Origin of the sequence: Clostridium sp. AM29-11AC, from assembly GCF_003480545.1 — a bacterium.
In the GTDB taxonomy this organism is placed as follows: domain Bacteria; phylum Bacillota; class Clostridia; order Lachnospirales; family Lachnospiraceae; genus Otoolea; species Otoolea saccharolyticum_A.
The window spans coordinates 77,796-100,368 of sequence record NZ_QUJI01000010.1; the positions used below are offsets into that span (position 1 = coordinate 77,796).

19 protein-coding genes are annotated in these 22,573 nt (G+C 52.8%); 5 read left to right on the plus strand and 14 right to left on the minus strand.

What is annotated here, in order from left to right:
- Positions 1-29: 29 nt before the first annotated feature.
- The 3 genes from DW757_RS09295 to DW757_RS09310 form a co-directional block, all read right to left on the minus strand.
- Positions 30-1,274, minus strand: coding sequence for a serine/arginine repetitive matrix protein 2 (locus DW757_RS09295; protein WP_118751552.1), 1,245 nt, complete (start codon positions 1,272-1,274; stop codon positions 30-32).
- A 429-nt stretch (positions 1,275-1,703) separates the two neighbouring features.
- Positions 1,704-2,009 carry a molecular chaperone gene (locus tag DW757_RS09305; RefSeq protein ID WP_118751554.1) on the minus strand — a complete coding sequence of 102 codons (306 nt, stop codon included), beginning with the start codon at positions 2,007-2,009 and terminating at the stop codon, positions 1,704-1,706.
- A complete protein-coding gene (locus tag DW757_RS09310; protein ID WP_118751555.1) occupies positions 1,993-2,286 on the minus strand; it encodes a hypothetical protein in 294 nt (97 codons plus the stop codon). Before DW757_RS09310 ends, DW757_RS09305 begins: the two co-directional genes overlap by 17 nt.
- A gap of 363 nt (positions 2,287-2,649) precedes the next feature.
- Here DW757_RS09310 and DW757_RS09315 point away from each other — a divergent pair, with 363 nt between their 5' ends.
- Positions 2,650-3,498, plus strand: a complete 849-nt coding sequence (locus tag DW757_RS09315) for a helix-turn-helix transcriptional regulator (RefSeq protein ID WP_118751556.1) — start codon at positions 2,650-2,652, stop codon at positions 3,496-3,498.
- Between the two features lie 77 nt (positions 3,499-3,575).
- Here the strand turns inward: DW757_RS09315 and DW757_RS09320 are convergent, their stop codons facing one another.
- Genes DW757_RS09320 through DW757_RS09330 form a run of 3 tightly spaced genes read right to left on the minus strand, consistent with a single transcriptional unit; the run spans position 3,576 to position 4,465 of the window.
- Positions 3,576-3,878 (minus strand): hypothetical protein, encoded by a 303-nt coding sequence (locus DW757_RS09320; protein ID WP_117518998.1) that lies wholly within the window; start codon positions 3,876-3,878, stop codon positions 3,576-3,578.
- A 12-nt stretch (positions 3,879-3,890) separates the two neighbouring features.
- Positions 3,891-4,073, minus strand: a complete 183-nt coding sequence (locus tag DW757_RS09325) for a hypothetical protein (protein WP_055219873.1) — start codon at positions 4,071-4,073, stop codon at positions 3,891-3,893.
- Positions 4,074-4,087: 14 nt separating this feature from the next.
- Complete coding sequence (locus DW757_RS09330) at positions 4,088-4,465, minus strand: TnpV protein (protein ID WP_118751557.1); 378 nt, start codon at positions 4,463-4,465, stop codon at positions 4,088-4,090.
- A 400-nt stretch (positions 4,466-4,865) separates the two neighbouring features.
- On the opposite strand from DW757_RS09330, the gene DW757_RS09335 reads away from it, so the two are divergent.
- On the plus strand, positions 4,866-5,690 hold the full coding sequence (locus tag DW757_RS09335; protein WP_118751558.1) for an EFR1 family ferrodoxin: 825 nt from the start codon (positions 4,866-4,868) through the stop codon (positions 5,688-5,690).
- Between the two features lie 99 nt (positions 5,691-5,789).
- Here DW757_RS09335 and DW757_RS09340 read toward each other — a convergent pair whose 3' ends face one another.
- The 8 genes from DW757_RS09340 to DW757_RS09375 form a co-directional block, all read right to left on the minus strand.
- On the minus strand, positions 5,790-7,769 hold the full coding sequence (locus tag DW757_RS09340) for an LCP family protein (RefSeq protein ID WP_118751559.1): 1,980 nt from the start codon (positions 7,767-7,769) through the stop codon (positions 5,790-5,792).
- Positions 7,770-7,899: 130 nt separating this feature from the next.
- Entirely contained in the window at positions 7,900-9,318 is a 1,419-nt protein-coding gene (locus DW757_RS09345) for an undecaprenyl-phosphate glucose phosphotransferase (RefSeq protein ID WP_118751560.1), read from the minus strand.
- A 45-nt stretch (positions 9,319-9,363) separates the two neighbouring features.
- Entirely contained in the window at positions 9,364-11,622 is a 2,259-nt protein-coding gene (locus DW757_RS09350) for an LCP family protein (RefSeq protein WP_118751561.1), read from the minus strand.
- A 36-nt stretch (positions 11,623-11,658) separates the two neighbouring features.
- A complete protein-coding gene (locus DW757_RS09355) occupies positions 11,659-12,708 on the minus strand; it encodes a glycosyltransferase family 2 protein (protein ID WP_118751562.1) in 1,050 nt (349 codons plus the stop codon).
- Between the two features lie 31 nt (positions 12,709-12,739).
- The gene (locus DW757_RS09360) at positions 12,740-14,926 is read right to left on the minus strand and encodes a glycosyltransferase family 2 protein (protein ID WP_118751563.1); all 2,187 of its coding nucleotides are present in this window, start codon (positions 14,924-14,926) and stop codon (positions 12,740-12,742) included.
- The gene (locus DW757_RS09365) at positions 14,923-16,002 is read right to left on the minus strand and encodes a glycosyltransferase family 2 protein (RefSeq protein ID WP_118751564.1); all 1,080 of its coding nucleotides are present in this window, start codon (positions 16,000-16,002) and stop codon (positions 14,923-14,925) included. Before DW757_RS09365 ends, DW757_RS09360 begins: the two co-directional genes overlap by 4 nt.
- A gap of 108 nt (positions 16,003-16,110) precedes the next feature.
- Complete coding sequence (locus tag DW757_RS09370; protein ID WP_015545003.1) at positions 16,111-17,055, minus strand: NAD(P)-dependent oxidoreductase; 945 nt, start codon at positions 17,053-17,055, stop codon at positions 16,111-16,113.
- A 27-nt stretch (positions 17,056-17,082) separates the two neighbouring features.
- Entirely contained in the window at positions 17,083-19,011 is a 1,929-nt protein-coding gene (locus tag DW757_RS09375; RefSeq protein ID WP_008397541.1) for a thiamine pyrophosphate-binding protein, read from the minus strand.
- 277 nt (positions 19,012-19,288) lie between these two features.
- Here DW757_RS09375 and DW757_RS09380 point away from each other — a divergent pair, with 277 nt between their 5' ends.
- The 3 genes from DW757_RS09380 to DW757_RS09390 all read left to right on the plus strand — a co-directional run bounded on the left by DW757_RS09380 (position 19,289) and on the right by DW757_RS09390 (position 22,431).
- Positions 19,289-20,071 (plus strand): NTP transferase domain-containing protein, encoded by a 783-nt coding sequence (locus DW757_RS09380; RefSeq protein WP_118751565.1) that lies wholly within the window; start codon positions 19,289-19,291, stop codon positions 20,069-20,071.
- A gap of 65 nt (positions 20,072-20,136) precedes the next feature.
- On the plus strand, positions 20,137-20,796 hold the full coding sequence (locus tag DW757_RS09385; RefSeq protein WP_008397545.1) for an HAD hydrolase-like protein: 660 nt from the start codon (positions 20,137-20,139) through the stop codon (positions 20,794-20,796).
- A 27-nt stretch (positions 20,797-20,823) separates the two neighbouring features.
- On the plus strand, positions 20,824-22,431 hold the full coding sequence (locus DW757_RS09390) for an aldolase catalytic domain-containing protein (RefSeq protein WP_118751566.1): 1,608 nt from the start codon (positions 20,824-20,826) through the stop codon (positions 22,429-22,431).
- Positions 22,432-22,573: the final 142 nt, after the last annotated feature.

A 22,573-nucleotide genomic window follows, 5' to 3' on the forward strand; every position in this document is an offset into this window, starting at 1 on the left:
AGGCATCTGAATCCCGAAAACCAGACGCCTCATAACTCCATATCCTGTTTCTTTGTAGGGGCAATCCGCCCCTCCCTTTCCCAACGCTCCCGGTTATCCCGGTCTGCGTTGATCTTTGCCTTTGCCAGCATATCCATAATGGATTCTTTGGCTTTCTTCTTGACCTGCTCCTTCCCGGCCTGCTTGACCTCCGGCTGCATCAGCGTTCGCTGGATTTTCGCCAGAGCAGTCTGCATGACATTTTTAATCTTGTTAATGACCCCATCCAGACGGGCAGCGGCGTACTCACGCTCCTTCTTTGGAGCCTTGCGCTCCGGCGAAAGCACCCATTTTTTCGATTCTTCCACCAGACGAATATCTTCCTTGTGCGTCTCCTGCCGGACGGTATCGGTCACGACCTCCACCGCCTTGTCATAGGCCGCATCGGAAACATCATCTAACAGCGTCTCCACGTCCTCGATTTTGAGCGTCAGTTCTTCCAGCTTCTGCTCCTGCGCCGCAAGCTGCTCCTTCTGCTTCATCAGGATATAATCCTGTTTTTCCAGATAGTCCCGCCCGCCGTAGGACGGCTCCTGATCCAGATGCAGCCCATGCCGTCTGGCGATGTCAAACAGGATCGTCCGGCAGACCGCATCAAAGGTCTGCTTGCGGTTGTTGTTCCGGCCTTTGGGCTTCTCCGGGTTGGGGAGAGGGATGCCAAGTTCTTCCAGCGCCTTTTCCTGCTGGGGGCACAGTTCCCCATAGCGGTTCTCACAGTCAAAGACGTGCCGCTCATGGATGTGGGGCGTCCCCTCGTCCAGATGGAGCGCCCAGTCCAGGATGTGGATATGGGAACCGAAGCGGCGCTCAAATTCCTGATAAAACTCATTGACGATGGAAAAGAGCGTATCCGGCGAGACGGATTCTCCCATCGTGCCGATCTGGTAGATACTTTCCTCCGGGCAGGTCTTGTTGTTTTTCAGCAAGTCCTCCACAGTGCGGTTGCGCTCGGTGTGCCGGGTTTTCTCATTCCGGGCGTTCTGAGCTTCCACATAGCCGCCGTAATGCTCGTAGTAATACATCCGCTCGATTTCCTCAAAGCTGAAATCCGGCTGCTCCGGGTTCTCCCGGAACTCATGGGTGGTAAAGCCCCGGTAGCAGTCCCAGTAGACATTTTGCCTTGCCCGTTCTGCGTCAATGTGTTCGCTGTTCTCCACATCGAACCGGCGGTCATTGTGGCGGGGATTATAGGTGCCATGCTTGCCGGAGCGTCCATTGTGTCGTGTCAGTTTCAAACAGATTTCCTCCTTCCTGCGAAGATGTTCTGGGGCCGGGGAAGGGGCGGCGAAGCCGCAAATCCTGCGAATTTTGCGTCAGGTAATACCCAGTACAAGTTGACGCAGGCATCAACTTTCCCTGGGCCGAGGTTTTCCACCTCTGGACACCGGAGTAAAGGCTCGCCGCCTCTACACTCCGCACAGGCGCTGCCGCCCTGTACCCGCCCAATGGGCGTTGCCCCTTGACCCCAGCAGTGCGCTGCCGCCCCTGCACCCAGGCACAAAGGGCTTGCCGCCCTCTGTACTCCCGCCCGGCATCACGGAAAACGCCCTCAGACACGGCATTTCTCCCGTTGGCGTCCCCCGTGATACCGAATACCCCGGAACAATTTGGCAGACGAAACAGCGGCTCCAGAGCTGTACTTTTCCGCCAAAACCGCCCCGAAATCATGCGGTTTTCTGTTCCGGTGTCAAGACCTGAAAGCCATGCTCTCTGGCGTAGGCGCTGGCGGCGGCTTTCCGTTCCTCGCTGTAAGGCGGGATGAGCCGGATTGACAGCCAGGACTTGTCCAATACATAGGTCACGCTACCCTCCGGCGTGCTGCGCTCCAACCGGCACAGCAACGGATACTTCCGGCTGAAATCGGCCAGCCTGCGCTTCAAGCTGGCGTTAAAAGTGTAGATGCTGGCAAGGTTCTCCGCCTCGTTCCAGTTGATGATGGTTTCTTTCTCATACTTAGACAGCTTCGTCATACAAATCCTCCTCATAATCAGTGTAAGATTTCAGCACACGCAGGCTGCGCTTGAGACGGCGGTACTCGTCCATCTCCATACGCAGATGGTGGTAAAAAGCCTCATACCAGCTTTCGTCCACCTCCGTCTCCATCTTCCGGGCCAGCCCCAGCATCCGGCGTTTCGCCTCCGGGTCAACCGTCAGGGCCGTCAGCCATTTCAGCCGTGTCACCGTGTTGTGGTGGCTGGGACAGGCGAAAGCATAGAGAATCTTCTTTTCTTTCATGCTCAGTTTCATAATGATATTCCTCCATTTCTTTGCTGCGGAGCCATGCGCCCCGCATGATAAACTTGTTTCTGTCCGCCGGTCTGCCTGCAAGCCGCTCCTGCCCGGAATTTCTCCCGGCGTATCGGCCTCTTTGGTGCGCTCGATTTCTGTCCTGGCGTCACTTCCCCGGAGGTCATACCCCTTGCAGTCGGTCATTCGATTTTCAAGGTTCAGTGCCTGTCTGCAAGAACCATTCTATCGAAAAAAGGGGGCTGCTCCCGTATATCCAAGACGTTGGAAAAACGCTCGAAATCCGCATATTTCCACGCTTATGGAATCGTGCTATAATGGGTGTATTCACTGAAAAAACAATAATGAGAGAGGGGGCATTGGATGTACACAAAGCTGTCAATCCCAGAGCGGCTCAAAGACCTGCGGGTGGTGGACAAGCACCTGACGTTGGAACAGCTGGCAGAGAAGACCGGCCTGTCCAGATCGGCTCTGGGGAAATATGAAAGCGATGACTATAAGGACATCAGCCCGTTTGCGATTGCGACACTGGCGGATTTTTACGGCGTGTCCGCCGACTATCTGATGGGGCTAACCGATAACAAGGAGGTTCCCAACGCTGATGTGCAGTCGCTCCATTTGAACGATGAGATGATTGAACTTCTGCGGAGCGGTAAGATTAACAACCGGCTTCTCTGCGAACTGGCTACACACCCGAACTTCCGGCGGCTGATGGTGGATATGGAAATCTGTATCGACCGGATCGCCAATATGCGGGTGGAGCAGATGAATCTGGTGATGGAGGCCACCCGGCAGACTGTCCTCAGCAAATATGCGCCCGGAGAAGATGACCTCTATGTGCGGACTCTGGAACTGGGGCAGGTGCAGGAAAGCGACTTTTACAGCCACGTCATGCACGATGACCTGGACAGCATTGTCCGGGATATACGGGAAGCCCACTTGAAGGACAAGACCACCGCCGACCCGCAGCCCACGCTGGATGACGTCAAGGAAAAGTTTGAACAGGCGCTCGAACAGGGCAGCCAAGAGGAAATGGTAATCCACGAATTTTGCGACAGAATGCAGATACCCTTCGAGAAGATTTCCTCGGAGGATTTCTCAGCTTTCCTGCGGATACTGAGCCTGTCAAAGATGCTCAAAAATCCCAACAACATGAGGGGGAAGGCCAAGCCGCAGCCGTACTATGCGCCCAAGCGGAAGAAACGTAGGTAGTGAAAAAGCCGTCCAACCTGTACCGTTGGACGGCTTTCGCCCATGTGGGCGGAATAAAATATGTTGTTGTACATTCGTTAGCTGACCGTTTTCATCAGCTTTTTCATAAATTTCCAAAGACGGATGCCATCTTTGAGGCCCAGCCGGTAAAAGAAGCATTCGCTTTCTGCACCGGAATCGAAGATGGAATCGCAGTAGTGCCTTACAGCGTTCTTCTGTTCCTCAGACAATGCGCTGATCGCTTTTTCATACTCGGTTTCCAAGCGAAGGTAGTCAGCTTTTTTCTCCTTGCCGGTTTCTGCCTCCCGCCATTTAGCGAACTGGCTCTGCATCCGCTCCTGAATCATCAAATCAACCAGTTTTTCTATATCTGTACCCATAAGCGCCCCTCCTTATGCTGGACGGATATAATTCCGGTATGTTTCCAAGACGGAATCCGACACACCGCTTTTATATACTTTGCGGATGTCGGAGATTTCCTCTTGCTTCAGCAGTTTCAGCCATTTCAGCAGTTCAGCCCTACCGTTTGCAAAGTTACAGTAGCGTCCATCGGCGTATTCGATACGGTATCTCATAGACAGGCACCTCCTTAAACATAAATCATCTCAGACCGGATGATTTCCTCTGCCCGGATGCGGATACTGTTCATGGCTCCGACCCAGGCCAGCTGATCACAGATTTTCAGTTCCTCGCTAACGCCCTCCGCCGCCTGCATCTGCGAGATGATACACGCCAGCCGGTCATCGGCCTGCTCGTTCAGATCGGCAAGATACGTCCAGAGTTTTCCCGACAGAAGCAGTTCATTGTACTGGCCGGGACGGTGTTCTTGCAGAAACGCCTTGTGCATCCGTCCCCACCGCCCGATGGGGCGGCTTTCCTCCGGCAGCTTCAGATAGGGGATGTAGTAGTCTCCCACCAGCGTATAGCTGATGCCGTAGTGATGGATTTTCTTTGGTAAATGTTCCATGTTCGACCTCCTGTATTCAGTTTTTTCAGAATCCAGTTGATCGTGTCCCTGTTCATGATAAATTCAAGGCAACTGAACTCTTCACGAACAAGTATGGCACATCACTCCAGAGCAAACAGTGCTTTTTTGTGAGATCTATGATATAATGAGCGCAAGCGAGCCTGTGGGAGCTTGCTCACACGAGACGAGCGGCGACTGACGCTCACAGGCTGTGCCTGTGATATAATGACTGCTTTGCAGTCATTATATCTGCGCATGCCGGTTTCAGCATTTACTGCTGAAAGCCGGATGAATTCCCACACACTCAAATCTGCATCGGAACTGTATCTCTTCCTGTATGCGTCAGAAAGAGTCTCTCTGAGTTCCGGCAGGTGAAAATATATAAGAAGGAGAAAAGGAAATGAATATTACGGCAGTAAAGGCAGTGTACTACAGTGCGACAGGAAACACGGAGGCTGTAGTCACAAGAATCGCAAAAAGGATTGCAGAAAGACTTGGAGTTTCTGTGGAATCCTATGATTTTACATTACCGAAGAACAGAACACAGTTGCAGAATTTCGGCCCATCGGAATTAGTTGTATTTGGCACTCCTGTATATGCAGGGCGTGTTCCGAACAAGATGCTTCCGGCAGTTCAGACCCTCTTCAAAGGAGACGGAACACTGGCAGTTCCGGTTGTCACCTTTGGAAACAGAAATTTCGACAACGGCTTAATTGAGCTCAGAAATGAGCTGGAACACAACGGTTTCCACACAATCGCCGGAGCCGGTGTGGCCTGCAGCCATGTTTTTTCCGATCAGATTGCTCCAGGAAGACCCGACGAAGAGGACTGGAAAATTCTCGACGACTTTGCCGACCGGGCAGCTGAAAAAGCTGGAAGCCTGACAGAAATTCCGGCTCCCGTCCAGGTGAGAGGCGATGATCCGGTAGGCCCATACTATACACCTCTGGGTACAGACGGAAAACCGGCTGTCTTTTTAAAGGCAAAGCCCCTTACCAGGATGGATGCCTGCGATCAGTGCGGAATCTGTGCCAAGGTCTGTCCCATGGGCTCCATAAGTGCCGAGGATCCATCACAGGTCACCGGTATCTGCATTAAATGCCAGGCCTGTGTAAAAAAATGTCCGCAGCACGCAAAGTATTTCGACGATGCTGCCTTCCTGTCCCATGTGTCCATGCTGGAACAGAACTATACAAGACGTGCAGAGACCGAAGTGTTTATCTAAAAGCATCTCCAGAAAAACAGCTCTGCCTTAGAATAAAAACCGGGCGCCGCAGAAGTATCTTCTGCAGCGCCCGGTTTTTCTCTCATATCAGCCTGCACACTAATTTCCTGTGCCAGGACCGATAATCACTCCTGTGTCTGTGTTCTGTCCAGGAACTGTACCGCCCGGTGAAGTCTGGCTTCCCCCCGGCTGCACAGGGCTTTGCTCAGAACTTCCGCTTCCCGGGTATGCAGAACTGCCGTTCTGGCCCTGACCGCTTCCTGCGCTGCCAGCCTGGCTTCCACTGCCTCCGGTTATGCCGGTTCCCTGGCCTGGAGCAGTACCTGTGCCTGTGTCCTGGCCGGTTCCGGGTCTTGGTATGGAGCCCTGTGATTCCTCTGCCCCGCTTCCGGGATAGATAATAATTCCAGAATCACTGCTGCCCTGCCCGCTCTCGCTCTGGGACGGATTGGTTTCAGCTCCCGGTCCTCCTCCCTGACTTTCTCCCGGATAGGACCCATTATGGGAATTTGACTCGCCATATGGCCATGACTCCTGTCCCGACTGGTGGGGCCTCGTTTCCCGTCCTGGCCCGGTAGCTCCGTCATTTCCCTCTGTTTCCCAAGGATACCAGTATTCATGGCTGGAGCCGGTTCCGCTGTAGGCGTCCGACTCGCCGGAAGTCTCCGTGCTGGGTGCCTCTGTAGTTTCCGGCGCCTCCGTGGTCTTTTCTGTGTCGTTTTTCTTTCCTGAGCTTCCGCCTCCGCTGAAGTCTGACAGGATCTTATTGCTGATCGTCTTTACCTGAGAGGAGGGCTCATAGTTCTCATCACCGAACAGGAACTGGTGAAGCTCTGTCACATTGCTCTCCAGCGTATTGGGAATTACACAGTCGCCTTTGCTTCCCACTCTTCCTTCCTTGCGCTCTGACGGGAATCCCATGGACTCTCCCAGATGGAGCTTTGCAATTCCGCGGCCCATCTTGACAATGTCGCCCAGCTCAATACTGGTATCCACATCCTGCTCTGTCACGAGAAGCGTCTGTATAACATTGTTAAGTGTAGCCCAGTCTGCCTGTTTTGCCTTTTCGAAGGCCAGGGAAATTACCTTTCTCTGCCTCTCTGTTCTCTGATAATCTGTATCCATAAGCCTCAGACGTCCGTAAGCTACTGCCTGCACACCGTCCAGGTGGTTCATTCCCGCGCTCTTAAGCTGCTTTGACGGAATCCCTGTGGCCTTCACCGTCTCTGTGATGAAGGCATTGATATAGTAGAATTCTTTTTTTGAAATCTCAATATCCACACCGCCCAGAATGTTAATCGCCTCGGCCACAGCTTTCCAGTTAAATACTGCGTAGTCGTCAATCTCCAAATCCAGATTTTTATTCAGAGCCTTAACGGCCTGGGTCGGCCCGCCCTGAAGAAAAGCAGAATTAATCTTATTGTAGCTGTTCTTATCGCTGATATTCAGATATGTGTCACGGTAAACGGATACTATCTTGATTTCGCCTGTAGCCAGATCCACGTTGCAGACCATATTTACATCTGCGTTGTTTCCCTTCCCGACGGAACCGTTTCTGCTGTCGAGCCCAAAGACTGCGATAGTCCAGTACCCCTCCATCTGCTCCTGTTTTTCTTCAGAAATATCCAAGTTGATTAATTCATCCGGGTTCCAGTCTTCTGCTCTCTGGGTCAGTCCCTTCCACTTAATATCCAGATACGTATAGCCGGCAAAGGCCGCTATCCCTAAAAAGAGGAAAATTCCCAAAATGACAGTGGCAATTTTTCTTCTCTTCTTTTGAGCCTTCTTCTTAGCCGCCGCACGGTAGAAGGAAGGCTGCCCGGACTGGGCGGCTGCCTTCTTTTTCTCCTTCCCCTCCTTTTTGGAGGATTTTGCCCGCGATGAGGCCTTCTTCGGCCTTTCATAGCTGCTCTCATTCATTTTTGACCTGCGCCGCGCATCCTCCTTGAAGGAATCCGTAATCAGCGTCAGCTCTTTCTGGCGGTTTGACGCCGGTTTTTTATTGCCCGAACGCTTAACCGTATCCCTTCCCCGGCTCTGCCGGCGTCTGGAACGGTCGATTTCATCCTCATACCTCATGTAGCTTCCTCATTCTTTACAGCATTTCTGCGCGGCCGCCTGCAGCAGCGCCTGCGCCTCTCCTATCGGGAGCTTTGTCCCGGAATGCGGCTGGCTTTTCCTTTGGCCAAATAACGCCCAAAATCACGCCTTAATATGCATTCTTATTAATAAATCCCTTAAATACAGTAAGGAACAGAATTTTAAAATCAAATCCCAGAGTCCAGTTTTCAATATAGTACAGGTCGTGCTCGATTCTCTTGACAATGGAGGTATCACCCCGGTATCCGTTGACCTGGGCCCAGCCCGTCAGACCCGGACGCACCTGGTGCTTGACCATATATCGCGGAATTTCTTCCTTAAACTTCTCTACGAAGAAGGGGCGTTCCGGTCTTGGCCCAACCAGGCTCATATCGCCTTTCAGCACATTGAAAAACTGCGGCATCTCGTCAATGCTCGTCTTCCTGATAAACTTTCCTACTGTAGTAACACGGGGATCTCCCGGAGTCGTCCACCTGCTCTTCTCCTGGGATGGGGGCTGTACCTGCATGGAGCGGAATTTATACATTTTGAAAGGCTTATTGTGGAGCCCCACCCGTTCCTGGCTGAAAATCACCGGCCCCTTCGAAGTGAGCTTAATGGCTATCGCCGCAGCAAGCATCACAGGTGAGAACAGCACAATGGCCACCAGCGCCCCGAAGATGTCTATGAGCCGTTTCATCGTAGCGTTTGTAAGGCTTGTCAGCGGCACATGCCTGATGTGGATGACCGGAAGTCCCTGCAGATCTTCCATATAGGGAAGCGTGGGGATCATATTGTTGTAATCAGGAATGAATTTTGTATGCACTCCTGACTTCTCACAGGAAGCCACTATCTGTTCCAGATTCCCGTATTCGTTAAGCCCCAGAGTAATTGCAATTTCATCCAGGGAATTGAGTTCCAGAATCGCATCCAGCTCATCGGTGGTGCCTATTACGCGGACCCCTTTATACTCTGTTCCCCATTCCCTGTGATTATCAAGGATACCCCTGACATTATATCCCCACTCTGGATTTGCACACACCCGGTCGATAAATCCTTCCGCTGCGCGGCTGTATCCCACAAGAAGGATGTGCTTCTGATTATATCCCCTGGAGCGCATACTCCGCAGTGCGCGGCGTATAAAATTGCGTTCCAGAAATTCCAGGACAATATTAAACAGATAGAAGCAGGCCACCATCTGACGGGAAAAGTTCATGAAATATTCATTCTTTCCGTTCAGATACAGCACCAGCGCAATAGCCAGCACGCCTATGGTGTTGGCCTTTACAATGTTGGCAAACTCCTGCCTTCTTCCCTGTACCCTTTTCGGCGTATACAGATGAAAGAAAGCGTAGAGGATCAGATACGCGGGAACGATCAGCACCAGCGCCAGTATATACACCCATGCCATCACTTCCCTGTTGTGAGCCGTTACGTCAGGACTCAGCACAAGGCTCACGAACCATGCCAGCCAGTAGGATGCCATGATTACCAATGCATCTAAAACTACATGAAAACGGTTCAGCCGCTTCTGATTATCTTTTATCATAGTATCTCACCTGATTCTGCCGCTCTGGCCCCTTCTGCAAAGGCATCAGGCAGCCGGGCCGGCAGGCCCTGCGCTTCCCCCAGGTCCTGCGGCCTCCTGCTCTTGTTCCGGCGGATCAGAGATTGCCTGCCCGCCGGAAGTGTTTGTATCAGAACTGCCCTGATTTCCTGTTCCTGCTCCTCCTGCCGGTGAGTCAGGAGTCAGGCCGGATGTGCCTGAACCGGAACTTCCCGGGCTGGTGGGTTTGCTTCCAGAAGAGCCGTTTTCTGAGCCAGAGCTGCCCTGAGCGGCGCCAGAGGATTCATCCTGGGAAGATTTATCAGATGTACTTCCTCCAGGACTCGTCTGAGAGCTGCCGGAAGAGCTGTTCGAACTGTTTCCGGGAGCTGAGGTTCCTGGTTTTGAGGTTCCCGGTTTTGTCGTTCCTGACTCAGCCCCTGGGCCGCTCACCTCAGCGCCTGGGCCTGTGGCACCGTCATCGCTGCCGATTCCCTCATCTCCCCAGTCATCATACCAGTTTCCTCCGCCCCAGAATTCGTCCCAATCCTCTTCATTCCAGTCACCGAAGTAGTCTGCTGTCTCTGCCTGCGTCTCTGTCTGGAGAGATTCTGTAGTCTCATCTTTCTTCTTCTGGGCAGCCTCAGCCTCTTCCCTGGCCTTCTGCTCCGCGGCCGCCTTCTCAGCCGCCCGCTTCTGCCTTGCCTTGATATAGGAGCTTGCATTTAATCCCTGGTCAACCGGAACGTGGTCAATGGATTTTCCCTCATTGTACATTCCGGACACCTCCGAAATATGGCTGCTGTAAGACTGAACCTTGGACGAAGGCTGGTAATTTTCTGTTCCAAAGAGGAACTGATGAAGTTCCACAACATTGGATTCCAGTGTCTGCGGAATGACGCAGTCACCGTTCTTTCCGATGTTTGCCTCTCCTCTGGCCATCGGGAATCCCTTTGTATCTCCTATATGGAATTTGCTCAGATTTCTGGCAAGAGGGATCAAATCTGTCATCTCTATATTTGTAGCCAGCTGAGGCATTACCGTCTGGATTACGTTGTTGATTGTCGCCCAGTCTGCTGTCTTTGCTTTGTCAAAAGCTGCCTGAAGGACAATTCTCTGCCGCTCTGTACGGGCATAGTCTGTATCGCCGTAGCGGATTCTTCCGTAAGCCACAGCCTGAACGCCGTCCATATGGACGAGACCGGCCTTTTCGATCTGGTGGGAACCGATTCCTGTTTCATTAACTGTTTCTGTGATGTACGCATTGATCCAGGAGCGCTCGTTCTCGCTTAACTCAATATCAACGCCTCCCAGAATATTGATTCCGTCGGCCACGGCCTTCCAGTTGAAGGTTGCATACTGGGTAATATTGAGATCCAGGTTTTTGTTGAGCGCCGCCACAGCCTGCTCAGGACCTCCGATTGCGTATGCGGCGTTAATCTTATTATAGGTGTTTTTGTCGCTGATATTCAGGTATGTATCACGGAATACGGAAACCAGCTTGATCTCTCCTGTTTCCATATCGATACTGCAGATCATGTTGACGTCGGCATTGCTTCCCTTGCCCACATTCATCTTTCCGTTTTCCGCTCGCGAGTCCACGCCAAAACAGGCAACCATCCAGTGCCCCTTCATCTGTGCAAGCTGATCATCGCTCAGGTTTACATTTTGAACCTTCTTTTCATCAAAGTCCAGCTGCTGCATATTTCCGAAAATCGCGTGGTTGACATAGGCGAGGGCTGCTGCTGCCAGAAGAATCAGGGCCAGAATCACTCCTCCTGCAATGACAAGGATCTTTTTTCTCCGATCCAAACCGGCAAAGCCTCTGCGCCCTCCGCGGCCTCCTCTTCCTTTGCGGCCCCCTGCGCTGCTTTTAGGGCCGTTATATCCAGAGCGAAAGGATGCGGACCCGGAAGTTCTCTGCTCCTGCCCGCCTGTCCGGGAACCGGCCTCCCCCCGGGAGCGCCTTCCCTCTGTTCCAGGCCTGCTCTCCTCCCGATAGGTACGGCTTCCTGCGCGATGGCCGCGCTCTGCATAATCCTGCTCTCTGCGGCTTCGCTCTCTGGCTCCATGGCCGCTGCGTTCATGAGTGCCGTACTGCGCTCCAAATTCATCAGAGGTATATCTCGCCGCCTGCGGGCTCCTGCCATGCTCTCTTCCTGAGGTGCTCCTGCGGCTGTCCTCCGTATTAAAATCTTCCCGGTAGGAACCTGCTCTCCCGGTCTCCTCCCGGCTCTGACGGGCCTCGCGTCTTTGCTGCCTTCTTAAGCGCATACGCTCTAACTCGTCATCTCCATCATAATTCATTGGTTCATCATCCCCTTGCATTCTAACTGACTGTACTTACGCGTCGTCTCTGCAGCCTGCTGCCGGCGCTGCATTGTCCTGCCCCATTGGGGCTGCTGTCTGCCCGGCCTTCGCAGAAAGCTTTCTTGACGCGAATTCCCATGTATAGATAAAAAGGCCTGCGATCAGCTCCATCTCAATTAAAAGATAGTTTTTCAGATGTTCTCTGCAAAATTTTACCTTCCTGCACTTCCCGGCAGTGGCAAATCCTTCTCTCAAACCTTCCATATAGTCCCTTTCAAACCCAATTTTCTTAAAAAATCCTCTCTTTATGAGAATTCCAAGACCAATCGGAACTGCGTTGATGAGAAGCTGCAGGGCAGGCATATTTTTATAATTTAAGTATACGTTGTTCCTGGCCGCCAGCTTCACTTTGAAAGAATTATATTTGGAACCGCTGGTTCCGCTTCCCACATGGCGCACAATGGCCGCCGGGCAGTATACATTGTCGTATCCGAAGATTCTGGCCCGGTAGCCCACATCCAGATCCTCCAGGTAGGCGAAATGCATCTCATCGAAGTAGCCGATTTTCTCGAACACCTCCCGCCTGTAGATAGCCGCCCCGGCGCATGCCGAAAAGACACGGCGGGAACGGCCGTATTTCCTGACGCTCTGCCCCACTCCTCTCTGGTAGGCCCAGCCCAGGATGCAGTACATATCCCCCGCGTCATCCATCAGCTCCGGATGGTACATCTGTATCATGCGGCTGCTGACGGAAAAGATCTTCGGTGAGCGCTCAATGGCCCGCACCATCTCCGCCACATAGTATTCATCTGCCTCTGTGTCATTGTTCAAAAGGATCACATAGGGCGTATCTGCCGCCCGGATTCCGGTGTTCACAGCCCCGGAAAAGCCGGTGTTCTCCTTTAGAAAGATTGTATCGATCCCGCGCTCCTCAAGCCACTGGGCGCTCCCATCGGTGGAGCCGTTGTCCACCACAAGGATCTTAAAGTTTTGATAGGTCTGCGCCTGAAGGGCCTTTAAGCAGGGCTCCAAAAATTTCATTCCGTTGTAGTTTGGAATAATTACCGTCGTCGTAGCTGTCATGTTTTTCCCTCTTTTGCTCTCAAAACCGCCTCTAAACCTCTAATTTATATGGCTCTCCGATGCCCTCTTTCTTTAAATCCCTGAGGGCAAAGTTGGATTTTCTGAGAGTCAGGTTCGGATTGTAGTAGGGATCTCCCTTCTCAAGAATCTCCGGCCAGCGGTCGGCAAAAATACGGATCTCCCGGTTGAATCTGGCAATCTTCTCCGGCGTGTCCTCAAGTCCTCTGGACTTGGACTCATAGTGATAGAGAAGAGCGTAAGGGTTGTAGACCACCAGCTTTCCCGCTGCCCTTACCTTCATGCAGTAGTCAATGTCATTAAACGCCACGGCAAGCTCCTCTGTAAATCCCCCTACCTGCTGGAAAATACTCTTTTTGCTCATCATGCAGGCTGCCGTCACGGCGCTGTAGTCCTGAGTGCTCATGGCCCGGTGGAAATAGCTGTTCTCAGCCTTGTGAAGGCCGATAAAGGTATGTCCGGCAATGCCGCCGAACCCCACCACCACGCCTGCGTGCTGGATGGTGTCATCCTGGTACAGAAGTCTCGCTCCCACGATTCCCACATCGTCCCTCTGGCACAGACCCAGCATCTCCTCGATAAATTTCGGTTCAATAGGCTCCGTGTCGTTGTTTAAGAAGAGCAGGTACTCGCCCTTTGCAAAGGTCACACCGAAATTGTTAATGGCGGAATAGTTGAACTCCCGCTCCCACCTTACCACGCGGACATTGGGGAATTCCTTCTGAATTTTTTCATAGTAGGCAAAGGTTTCCGGCTCGGTGCTGTTATTCTCCACCACGATGAACTCCAGATTTTTGTAGGTGGCCCGCTCGCTTATGGAGCGGATGCACAGATCCAGATCCTGCCTATGATCCTTGTTTGGAATGATCACTGACACCAGAGGCTCGCCCTTGATTTTGTAGATGGAGTGGTAGATTCCGTAGTCCACTCCCTTTTCCACACGCTCAGCCTCAATGCCCACCCGCTTATAGTGGGCCATAATGGCCCGCGAGCCTGCCTCAAAGGCATAGAGCTTGCTCTCCGGGTTGCTGGCGGTGGAATTCTGGTGGCAGCGCCAGTGATACAGCACCTTGGGGATATGACAGACCTCTGAGGCTCCCTCCGTGCAGCGGAAAATAAAGTCATAGTCCTGGGCGCCGTCAAATTCCTGCCTGAATCCTCCCACCCGGGCCGCCAGATCATGGCTTACCACAAACAGATGGCAGATGTAGTTGACGCTCCTTAACAGATCGATATTGAAGTCAGGCTTGAAGTGGGGATCGAAGAGGGCGCCGCCGTCCATATCCATCTTGTCCTCGTCAGAATAGATCACATCTGCTCCCGGATGCTCGTTGATGGCCTTCGCCACCTCGAAAAGCGCATGCGGCGGGAGCGTGTCGTCGTGATCCGCCAGCACGATGAAATCCCCCACTGCCATGTCCATGGCAGCGTTGGTGTTCCCGGAGATTCCCTTATTCTCCCCCAGAATCACATATTTAAAACGCTGATCCTTCTCCGCGTACCGCCTGAGCACCCTCTCGATTCCTTCTCCCGCCGGGCTTCCGTCTGCCACGCATACCTCCCAGTTTTCATAGGTCTGGGCAAGAATGGAATTCAGCATCTCCTTCAGATACCGCTCCGGCGTCTTGTAGGCCGGAATCACGATGGAGAGCTTGGGCATATACTCAAATACGGTCGCTCTCTGCTCAGAAAGCTCCTCCTCTGTGGGCTTGGTCAGCTCATACCACTCTCCATAGTCGTAGTCATTGTCAATCCCCTGGATCTTGTGCTTAGATTTTTTGATCAGCGCCCGAAGTCCGTTCTCCTTCCAGAAATCATAGGCCACCCGGACGGTTTCCATATTCATCAGATCCTTTATCTTCTGCATCTTCTTGTGGGCGACGCTGCTGCGCTTTGCGATCAGCTCCTCGTTGTACTTTACGCGGATTCTGCGCCCCTCCCCGCGGATCACCAGGTAGTACTCCTTCCCCCGCTCGTAGGGAAACTGGATGTCAAATCCAAACTCCCTATCCAGGACGCTTCCAAAATAGATCTGGCTTACATCGTCCCGCCTGGTGGCCACATACTTATGATCCAGATGGAGGTGGTCTCCATCCTCCACGTCGTAGGCGATCTTCGCGTCCGGCGTCTTTCCGATGGCCCATCCGTTCAGCTGTATGGAATTTTCGCGTATTCTCACTACATCTACATTAAATTTCATGCATTATCTCCTGTCCTGTCAGAATCTGCGCCCGAACGCTCTGCTGTTTGAGGATCGCTGTCTGTGGGCTCTGCGGCTGCAGGGACCTGCCCGTCCTCTTTTGAATGCTCTTCCTGCTGCGCCGGATTCGTCCCGGTGTCTGTGCCAAAGTTAATTCTCTCCTCCTCCACCACAAGAGGACGCTTCATCACCCTGGCGTTGATGGAAAGAATGTACTCTCCCACAAGCCCGATAAAGAAAATCTGAACAGAGCCCAGAAAGCACATGCCGATCAACATAGGAGCCATGCCTGCCGGGAAATCGTTCCAGTGAAGGAGCTTCAGCACCAGATAGACAAAGGCCACGATTATGCTGATTCCGGCGCAGATGCTTCCGAAAATCGTCGCAAGCCTGAGCCCCACCTTTGTGTAGGAGGTTATACTGAGCATGGCCGCGTCGTATAGCTTATAAAAGTTATTGTGGGTCTTGCCCGCTCTTCTCTGAGGCTGGATATAGGGGATTTCCTTTCTCTTATAGCCCAGCTCCGCCACAATTCCCCGCAGAAACGGAGTGGGATCGTCAAGATTTCTGAGCACCTCGATAAAATCCCTGTCATAGAGCCCGGAACCAGTAAAGTGCTCAATCTGCTCCACATCGGAGAGCTTCTTAATCAGCCTGTAATAGAAGCTCCTGAGACTGTACATAATAGGATTTTCCTTGCTGCCCGTCTTGATGCCGATTACAATCTTATAGCCCTTTTCCCACTCCCGCACATACTTTGGAATCAGCTCCACCGGATCCTGGAAATCAGCTACCATGCTGATCACGCAGTCGCCTGTCACCTGCAAAAGCCCGTAGTAGGGAGAATTGAACTGTCCAAAATTTTTTGCATTGAAAATCGCCTTGATCTTTGGGTTTTTCCTGCACAACTCCCGGAGAATCGGCCTGGTCTGATCCGTAGAATCATTGTCAATAAATACCAGCTCGTAGTCATACTCCGGCAGATCCCTGGTGACGGTTTCCACCACGGCCTCGCTGATCGGCCCCACATTTTCCTCTTCATTATAGCATGGAATTAAAATGCTGATCTTCTTCATCGCAAACTATTCTCTCTTCCTGTCCTGTTTTTCAGTTCTCCGGCATATCCAATCAGATTATTTATCTATTCTAATCTTCCCCCCGTTATTTTACAAGGGACATTTTTCTTAAGATAAGCGGACTGCTTTCTGAAGCACAGCCTCCATTCCCTCCCGGAAACGGACTGCCGGCTTCCACCCAGTGACGCGCTCCATCTTTGAAATGTCTGGAATCAGGTTCACCACGCCCTCAGCGTTGGGCTTTCTCACACCGTAGACACAGGTTCCCCTCCCCTGGCACATCTCGTGGACTGTCTCCACAAATTCCCTGAGAGGCCTGGTTTCCTCCATGGGACCGCCCAGATTGAACACGCTCCCCTGCTCCATCAGGCTTCCTCTGTACTCGCAGAGCGCGGCAATAGCCCGGGCCGCATCGTCGATATACAGGAAATTCCACATCTGGGTGCAGTCTCCCATCTCCATCACTCCGTCTGCGAGAAAGGTCTTCACACAGGTGGAGAGAAGGGACCAGGGGTGATCTCCCGGCCCATAGGTGCTGAAGATTCTTGCATGTCCGTAATCCATGGAAAGCTCCCGGCAGAGGGCAGGCGCCTCCCTGCACACCCTCAGCTTCGCGGCTCCGTACGGGGAGGTAGGTCTGCACTCGGCATCCTCCCCCATCAGGGAATCATGGATTCCATACTCTGCCTGAGAGCCGGTAAACAGAAACCGTCTGCAGCCCAGAGCCTTTGCAGCCTCCACAGCCTTAAGGGCGTCCCGGGCATTTTCCTCCTGAATGGCCAAAGCGGCACGGGAATCACTTCCCGCGCCCTTCCAGCCCATATGGAGAAACACGTCGCAGGGCTCCGGGATTCTTCCGGCAAGCTGATCCAGATGTCCCAGATCCTCCTCGAGAATCACCAGACCGTCCGGCAGCTTTCCATCCGTAAGCAGCCTGTCTGCCTTCACAGAGCCCTTTCTGAGTACCGCGTAAACCTCGTGCCCCCGGTCAAGCAGAGCCTTCACTGCCCCGCTTCCCACAAAGCTCGTGGCCCCTGTAGCAACTATCCTCATAACTGTCCTCCAAACTGATACGTCCTCTTATTTTTTGATCCGCTCAATAATCATGTTTTCATCCATCTCCTCGTCGGAAAGGAAGGGCGCCAGATCCTCAAGAGGCGGGGACACCAGCGTTCCGTCCGGCAGCTTCTTGGCAGCCGACTTGGGCTCAAAGTTCTGGTCCATGGTCACGAATACCTCGCAGATCACCGGACCGTCAATAGCCAGCGCCTCCTCCAGCTTTTCGTCCAGCTCCCTGTTTCCCCGGATGGAAACGTAGGGGAAGCCGTAAGCCCAGGCCAGCTTTTCCATGCTGGGGAAGGTCAGATCTCCGCTGTCCACGCCCACTCCCACCAGGGGCTCGCCGAAGAAATTCTTCTGCGTCTGTCTGATGGAGTGGTAGCCGCCGTTGTTGATCACAAAGATTTTAATGGGAAGCCATCTTCCGATTACCGTCTGAAGCTCCTGAAGGTTCATCTGTATGCTTCCGTCTCCCGTCACAAGGATAATATCATGGGTATGGTCTGCAATGCAGGCGCCGATAGAGGCCGGAAGGCCATAGCCCATGGACGCGATCCCGGAATTGGAGATAAACCGCTGCCCCTTCTTCATAATATTGGCATGGCCGCAGACCACGTTGGCAGAGCCGTTTCCCACAACCACAATCTGGTCCTCCAGAAGTCTTGCGCTCAGCTCATGGGCAAAGGCATATACGTTTGCCTCATGCTCCGTGCCGCCCTCCATGTGGCGCTTTAATACGACCGGATACTTTTTCTTCCAGTTTTGGCATCTTTCCACCCAGGCATCCTGTGCCTTCCTTATCTCTCCGTCCATGGCGTCCCTTGCGAGGCTCTCATCCTCCTTAAGAACCTCCTCTATGGTTTCCAGCAGATCTTTTACGTCTGCATGGACCGGCATGTCCACATGGAGGGTAGGCTTTTTGAGCTCCTCCGCATCGATGTCGTTGATAATCGTGTAGGCCTCCCTTGCCCAGGTGTCAAACCTGTATCCGACCTGGCGGAAGCTCAGGCGGCTTCCCAGGGAGAGGAGCAGATCGCTGTTCTGAATGGCAAAGTTGCCTGCCCGATCTCCCACATTTCCTCCCTTTCCCGTGTAGAGAGGATGCTCGTCCCAGATACAGTCAATGCTGTCGGCTCCCGTCACAACCGGGATTCCCAGGGCGTCCACGACGCGCATAAATACCTCATGAGCGCCGGCGATCCGGATTCCGTTTCCGGCATTGATCACAGGCCTCCTGGCGCTTCTGACCTTTCTCACAATTTCCCTGGCTGTTTCCTTCGTCACCTTTTTCGGAAGCAGAGCGCGGTACTCTCCCTTTCCGGCTGTATCCTCCGGGATCTCGGCGCCGCTTTCGCAGGCCCAGCCTGTTCCTCCTGCCTCATAATCCTCTCTGTCAAAGCCTACCAGGTCATCTGTCTCCACCTCGGCTGCCTGGACATTCAACGGCACATCCAGCCACACAGGACCCGGACGTCCTGCGTATGCCAGATACAGCGCCTTCTCCATGCAGAACCTGATTCTCATGGGATCAATGATCATTTCCGTGTATTTCGTCATATTGGCCACAGAGCGGGTGATGTCAAACTCCTGATCCCCCATAGCTCTCAAATGCAGTCCCGTGCTTCTGGACATGGTGTCGTAGCGCACCTGCCCTGACACGATAAACATGGGAATAGAGTCCAGATAGCCTCCCGCCACTCCTGTCATGGCGTTGATTCCTCCCGGCCCCGTGGTCACACAGACGGCGGCAATCTTGCCGTGCACTCTCGCATAGGCCTCTGCCGCCATGGCACAAGCCTGCTCGTGGTGATTGAAAATACAGTTCAGCCCTTCCTGGTGTCCCAGGGCATCATCCAGATGCATGGCGCCGCCTCCGGTTATCATAAACACATCGGTAATGCCTGCCTCCAGCAGCTTTTTTGCAATATAATTGGATACCTTTATCCGCATTCGCGCTTCTCCTCACTCTCTTCTTATTTCCCTGCAGCTTGTAAATTTTTTCCGTTTCTTTTCCTGAAATTTACACAGGCTATATATTTTACAGTTATGTTAACAAAGTATTAAGTTTCTGAAAACCCACGCTCAGTATATCACACTTTCCCGTAAATGCCTATTAAACTTTTTCTTACATTTCTCCGATATTTCCGGTATTTTGCCACTTTGTCTTGTGTTTTACCATGATTCTTTTTATAATGAAATAAGATTTTGAGAAAGGCTGGTAAATTTTATGAAAATTACAGGCATTATCCCGGCACGGTACGGCTCATCCCGTTTTCCCGGAAAGCCTCTGGCTATGCTGGAGGGGCGTCCCATGCTGTTTCGGGTGTTTGAGCAGGCCTCCCGCTCCCGGCTGCTGACGGAGCTTTTTGTGGCCACTGAAAGTCCGCTGATCGAGGAAGCCTGCCGCCAGGAGGGAATCCCCGTCCTGATGACCAGCCCGGATCATGAAAATCCCACCTCCCGTCTCTGTGAGGCAGCAAAGAAAACGGATGCCAGCCTCCACGTGATGATCGGAGGGGATGAACCTCTTCTGACCGGCAGTGACATTGACTCCACCGTCCGCCGGGCCCTGAAGCTAATCCAGTCCCCAGAGCCGCTTTTCCCCGGAAGGGAGGAGCTTGCCGCAGGCGTCCGCTCCGGCCTGTTTGTGGTAAACGCCATGGCGCCTGTCTCTTCGCCGGCAGAGGCTATGGACACCACCAACATCAAGGTGGTATGCGGAGATTTCGGCGTGGGACTCTACACCTCGAGATTTCCCGTCCCCTATCCCAAGGGGAGCTTAAATTTCACCTACAGGAAATTTGCAAGTATCGGCGTCTACACCCGGGAAGCCCTTCGCTTTTTTGAGGAAACGCCGAGGGGAATCCTTGAAACCATCGAGGAATGTGATCTGCTGCGCTTTATGGAAAAAGGCGTTCCCGTCTTTTTCGTCGATACAGGCCATCCTTCTCTGTCCGTGGACACGAGAAAGGATCTGGCCGAGGTCAGCCGGATGCTCACATCCGGCTGAGTGGGAGCTGCCGTTTCAGGCGGCTTCCCCTCACACAGATTTTATTTTACGGAGGACTAAACCACATGTACAGAGGAATTATTTTCGACCTGGACGGTACCCTTCTCGACACTTCCGAGGGGGTTTTATCCAGCGTCCGTCACACCATAAAAACCATGGGCTACAGGGAGCTTCCCGAGGAAACACTTCTGACCTTTATCGGCCCTCCGGTCAAGCGTTCCCTGATGGAACACTACGGACTGGATGACGCCGAGGCTGACCGGGCCACGGCAGTGTTCCGCGACCAGTATAAGAATGTGGATCTCCTCAAGGCGCGCCCCTATGACGGAATTCTCCCTCTTCTCGAGCGCCTGAAGAGCCAGGGATTTTTAATCGGGGTGGCCACTCTGAAGCGGGAGGACTATGCCCTCACGATCCTCGAACATTTCGGCATCGCAGAGCGCTGTGATCTCATCTGCGGCAGCGATTTTGCCAGCAAGATGCAGAAGGTTGATGTACTGCACAAATGTCTCGACGGACTGAATCTTTCCCCGAAGGAAGCGCTTCTCATCGGGGATACCGCCTCCGACGCAGGCGGAGCGAAGGCAGCCGGCACTGATTTCATGGCTGTCACCTTCGGCTTTGGCCCCAAGACAAAAAAAGAGTGGGAGGAACGCTACTCCCCCGTGTTTACGGCAGACCGGGTGTCCGAGATCGCAGAGTTTCTCGGAGCGGCACATCTATAATAGTATCTGAAGAAAGGACAGACATACATGAAACAGGTAAAACTTCTTGACTGCACCCTCCGCGACGGAGGCTATGTCAATGACTGGAACTTTGGACACGACAGCATGGTAAGCATCTTCGAGCGCCTGATCAGCTCAGGCGTCGACATTCTCGAGATCGGCTTTCTAGACGAACGGCGTCCCTTTGACAGAAACCGCACAATCATGCCCGACACTGCCAGCGCAGACCGCCTGTTCGGTCATCTGGACAAGGGCAGCACCATGCTGGTGGGCATGATCGATTACGGAACCTGCTCCATCGAGCACCTCTCTCCCTGCAGCGAGAGCTGTCTCGACGGCATCCGTGTAATTTTCAAAAAGCAGGTGATGAGAGAAGCCCTGGCCTTCTGCACCCAGGTGAAGGCTCTTGGCTACCAGGTATTCGTGCAGGCCGTCTCCATCACCAGCTATTCTGACAGAGAACTTCTCGATCTCATCGATCTGGTCAACGAGCTGAATCCCTACGCCCTCTCCATGGTGGATACCTACGGACTTCTGCACCAGAGCAGCCTTCTGCACTACTTTGAGATCCTCGACCACAACTTAAATCCCGAGATCTCCATCGGCTACCACTCCCACAACAATTTCCAGATGGCATATGCCAACAGCATGGAAATGCTGAGCAAGCCGGTAGACCGCACGGTTCTCGTGGACGCCTCTCTCTACGGCATGGGAAAGAGCGCCGGAAATCTTCCCATTGAGCTGATTTCCATGCACATGAACGCCCTCTACGGAAAATCCTATGACACCAGCCAGATGTTAGAGGCCATCGACATCAATATTATGCCGTTTTTCGAGAAAAGTCCCTGGGGCTACAGTCTTTTCTTCTATATTGCGGCTTCCAACAACTGTCATCCAAACTACGTCAAATTCCTGATGGACAAGCACACGCTGTCCCTGAAATCCTTAAATGTAATTCTCGACCGGATTGAACCTGAGAAAAAGCTCATGTACGACAAAGATTATATTGAAAGCCTGTATCTGAGCTATCAGAATATGGAGTGCAGCGACGGGGAGGACTTAAAAAAGCTGTCCGACCAGTGGGCAGGAAAAACTCTCCTTCTCCTGGGTCCTGGGCGGAATATGGAGCTTCAGAGGAGCCGCATTGACCAGTTCATCCGCGAAAACCATCCCATTGTCATCTCGGTTAACTATATCCCGGATGATATCCCCGTGGATTTCGCCTTCCTGAGCAATTCCAGGCGGTACGTGCAGCTGGGAACACGGCTCTTAGAGCTGAAGCAGCAGGGCGGCTCTATCGTAAAGGTAATCGCCACCTCCAATGTGACCAATGTAAAGGGCAGCTTTGATTACACCCTGAACTACAACTCTCTCATCGACAGGAATGCGGAAATCATAGACAACTCCTTTGTCATGCTCCTGAACGTCCTCGTAAAGACAGGGGTTTCCCGCGTATCCTGCGCCGGTTTTGACGGCTACAGCGTGGGCGGTGAAAATTATTTTAACGCCGATATGGACTACCGGATCGGAAAAGAAAAATCCATGAATCTGAACACCTATGTAAAGGAAGTTCTGAAAAAACTCCAGGACAGCCTGACTGTGGACTTTGTTACAGATTCCTGGTATGCCGAATAACAAAGCCGGTATCCTCCAGAGGGTGCTCGCCGCGCAGAGCGCTTTATCTGGCATAAGGCGAAATTTCTTCTGAACAGTGAACGGCTGCTTTCTGCAGCCCGGACCGTCATGGCTCTGCCGCAGAGCTGTGACGGCTTTTTTC

What these genes read in the sequence shown, in the direction of transcription:
- DW757_RS09305 (WP_118751554.1), bottom strand. Translation starts at nt 2,009, where the DNA reads ATGACGAAGCTGTCTAAGTATGAGAAAGAAACCATCATCAACTGGAAC.
- DW757_RS09310 (WP_118751555.1), bottom strand. Translation starts at nt 2,286, where the DNA reads ATGAAACTGAGCATGAAAGAAAAGAAGATTCTCTATGCTTTCGCCTGT.
- DW757_RS09315 (WP_118751556.1), top strand. Translation starts at nt 2,650, where the DNA reads ATGTACACAAAGCTGTCAATCCCAGAGCGGCTCAAAGACCTGCGGGTG.
- DW757_RS09320 (WP_117518998.1), bottom strand. Translation starts at nt 3,878, where the DNA reads ATGGGTACAGATATAGAAAAACTGGTTGATTTGATGATTCAGGAGCGG.
- DW757_RS09325 (WP_055219873.1), bottom strand. Translation starts at nt 4,073, where the DNA reads ATGAGATACCGTATCGAATACGCCGATGGACGCTACTGTAACTTTGCA.
- DW757_RS09330 (WP_118751557.1), bottom strand. Translation starts at nt 4,465, where the DNA reads ATGGAACATTTACCAAAGAAAATCCATCACTACGGCATCAGCTATACG.
- DW757_RS09335 (WP_118751558.1), top strand. Translation starts at nt 4,866, where the DNA reads ATGAATATTACGGCAGTAAAGGCAGTGTACTACAGTGCGACAGGAAAC.
- DW757_RS09340 (WP_118751559.1), bottom strand. Translation starts at nt 7,769, where the DNA reads ATGAGGTATGAGGATGAAATCGACCGTTCCAGACGCCGGCAGAGCCGG.
- DW757_RS09345 (WP_118751560.1), bottom strand. Translation starts at nt 9,318, where the DNA reads ATGATAAAAGATAATCAGAAGCGGCTGAACCGTTTTCATGTAGTTTTA.
- DW757_RS09350 (WP_118751561.1), bottom strand. Translation starts at nt 11,622, where the DNA reads ATGAATTATGATGGAGATGACGAGTTAGAGCGTATGCGCTTAAGAAGG.
- DW757_RS09355 (WP_118751562.1), bottom strand. Translation starts at nt 12,708, where the DNA reads ATGACAGCTACGACGACGGTAATTATTCCAAACTACAACGGAATGAAA.
- DW757_RS09360 (WP_118751563.1), bottom strand. Translation starts at nt 14,926, where the DNA reads ATGAAATTTAATGTAGATGTAGTGAGAATACGCGAAAATTCCATACAG.
- DW757_RS09365 (WP_118751564.1), bottom strand. Translation starts at nt 16,002, where the DNA reads ATGAAGAAGATCAGCATTTTAATTCCATGCTATAATGAAGAGGAAAAT.
- DW757_RS09370 (WP_015545003.1), bottom strand. Translation starts at nt 17,055, where the DNA reads ATGAGGATAGTTGCTACAGGGGCCACGAGCTTTGTGGGAAGCGGGGCA.
- DW757_RS09375 (WP_008397541.1), bottom strand. Translation starts at nt 19,011, where the DNA reads ATGCGGATAAAGGTATCCAATTATATTGCAAAAAAGCTGCTGGAGGCA.
- DW757_RS09380 (WP_118751565.1), top strand. Translation starts at nt 19,289, where the DNA reads ATGAAAATTACAGGCATTATCCCGGCACGGTACGGCTCATCCCGTTTT.
- DW757_RS09385 (WP_008397545.1), top strand. Translation starts at nt 20,137, where the DNA reads ATGTACAGAGGAATTATTTTCGACCTGGACGGTACCCTTCTCGACACT.
- DW757_RS09390 (WP_118751566.1), top strand. Translation starts at nt 20,824, where the DNA reads ATGAAACAGGTAAAACTTCTTGACTGCACCCTCCGCGACGGAGGCTAT.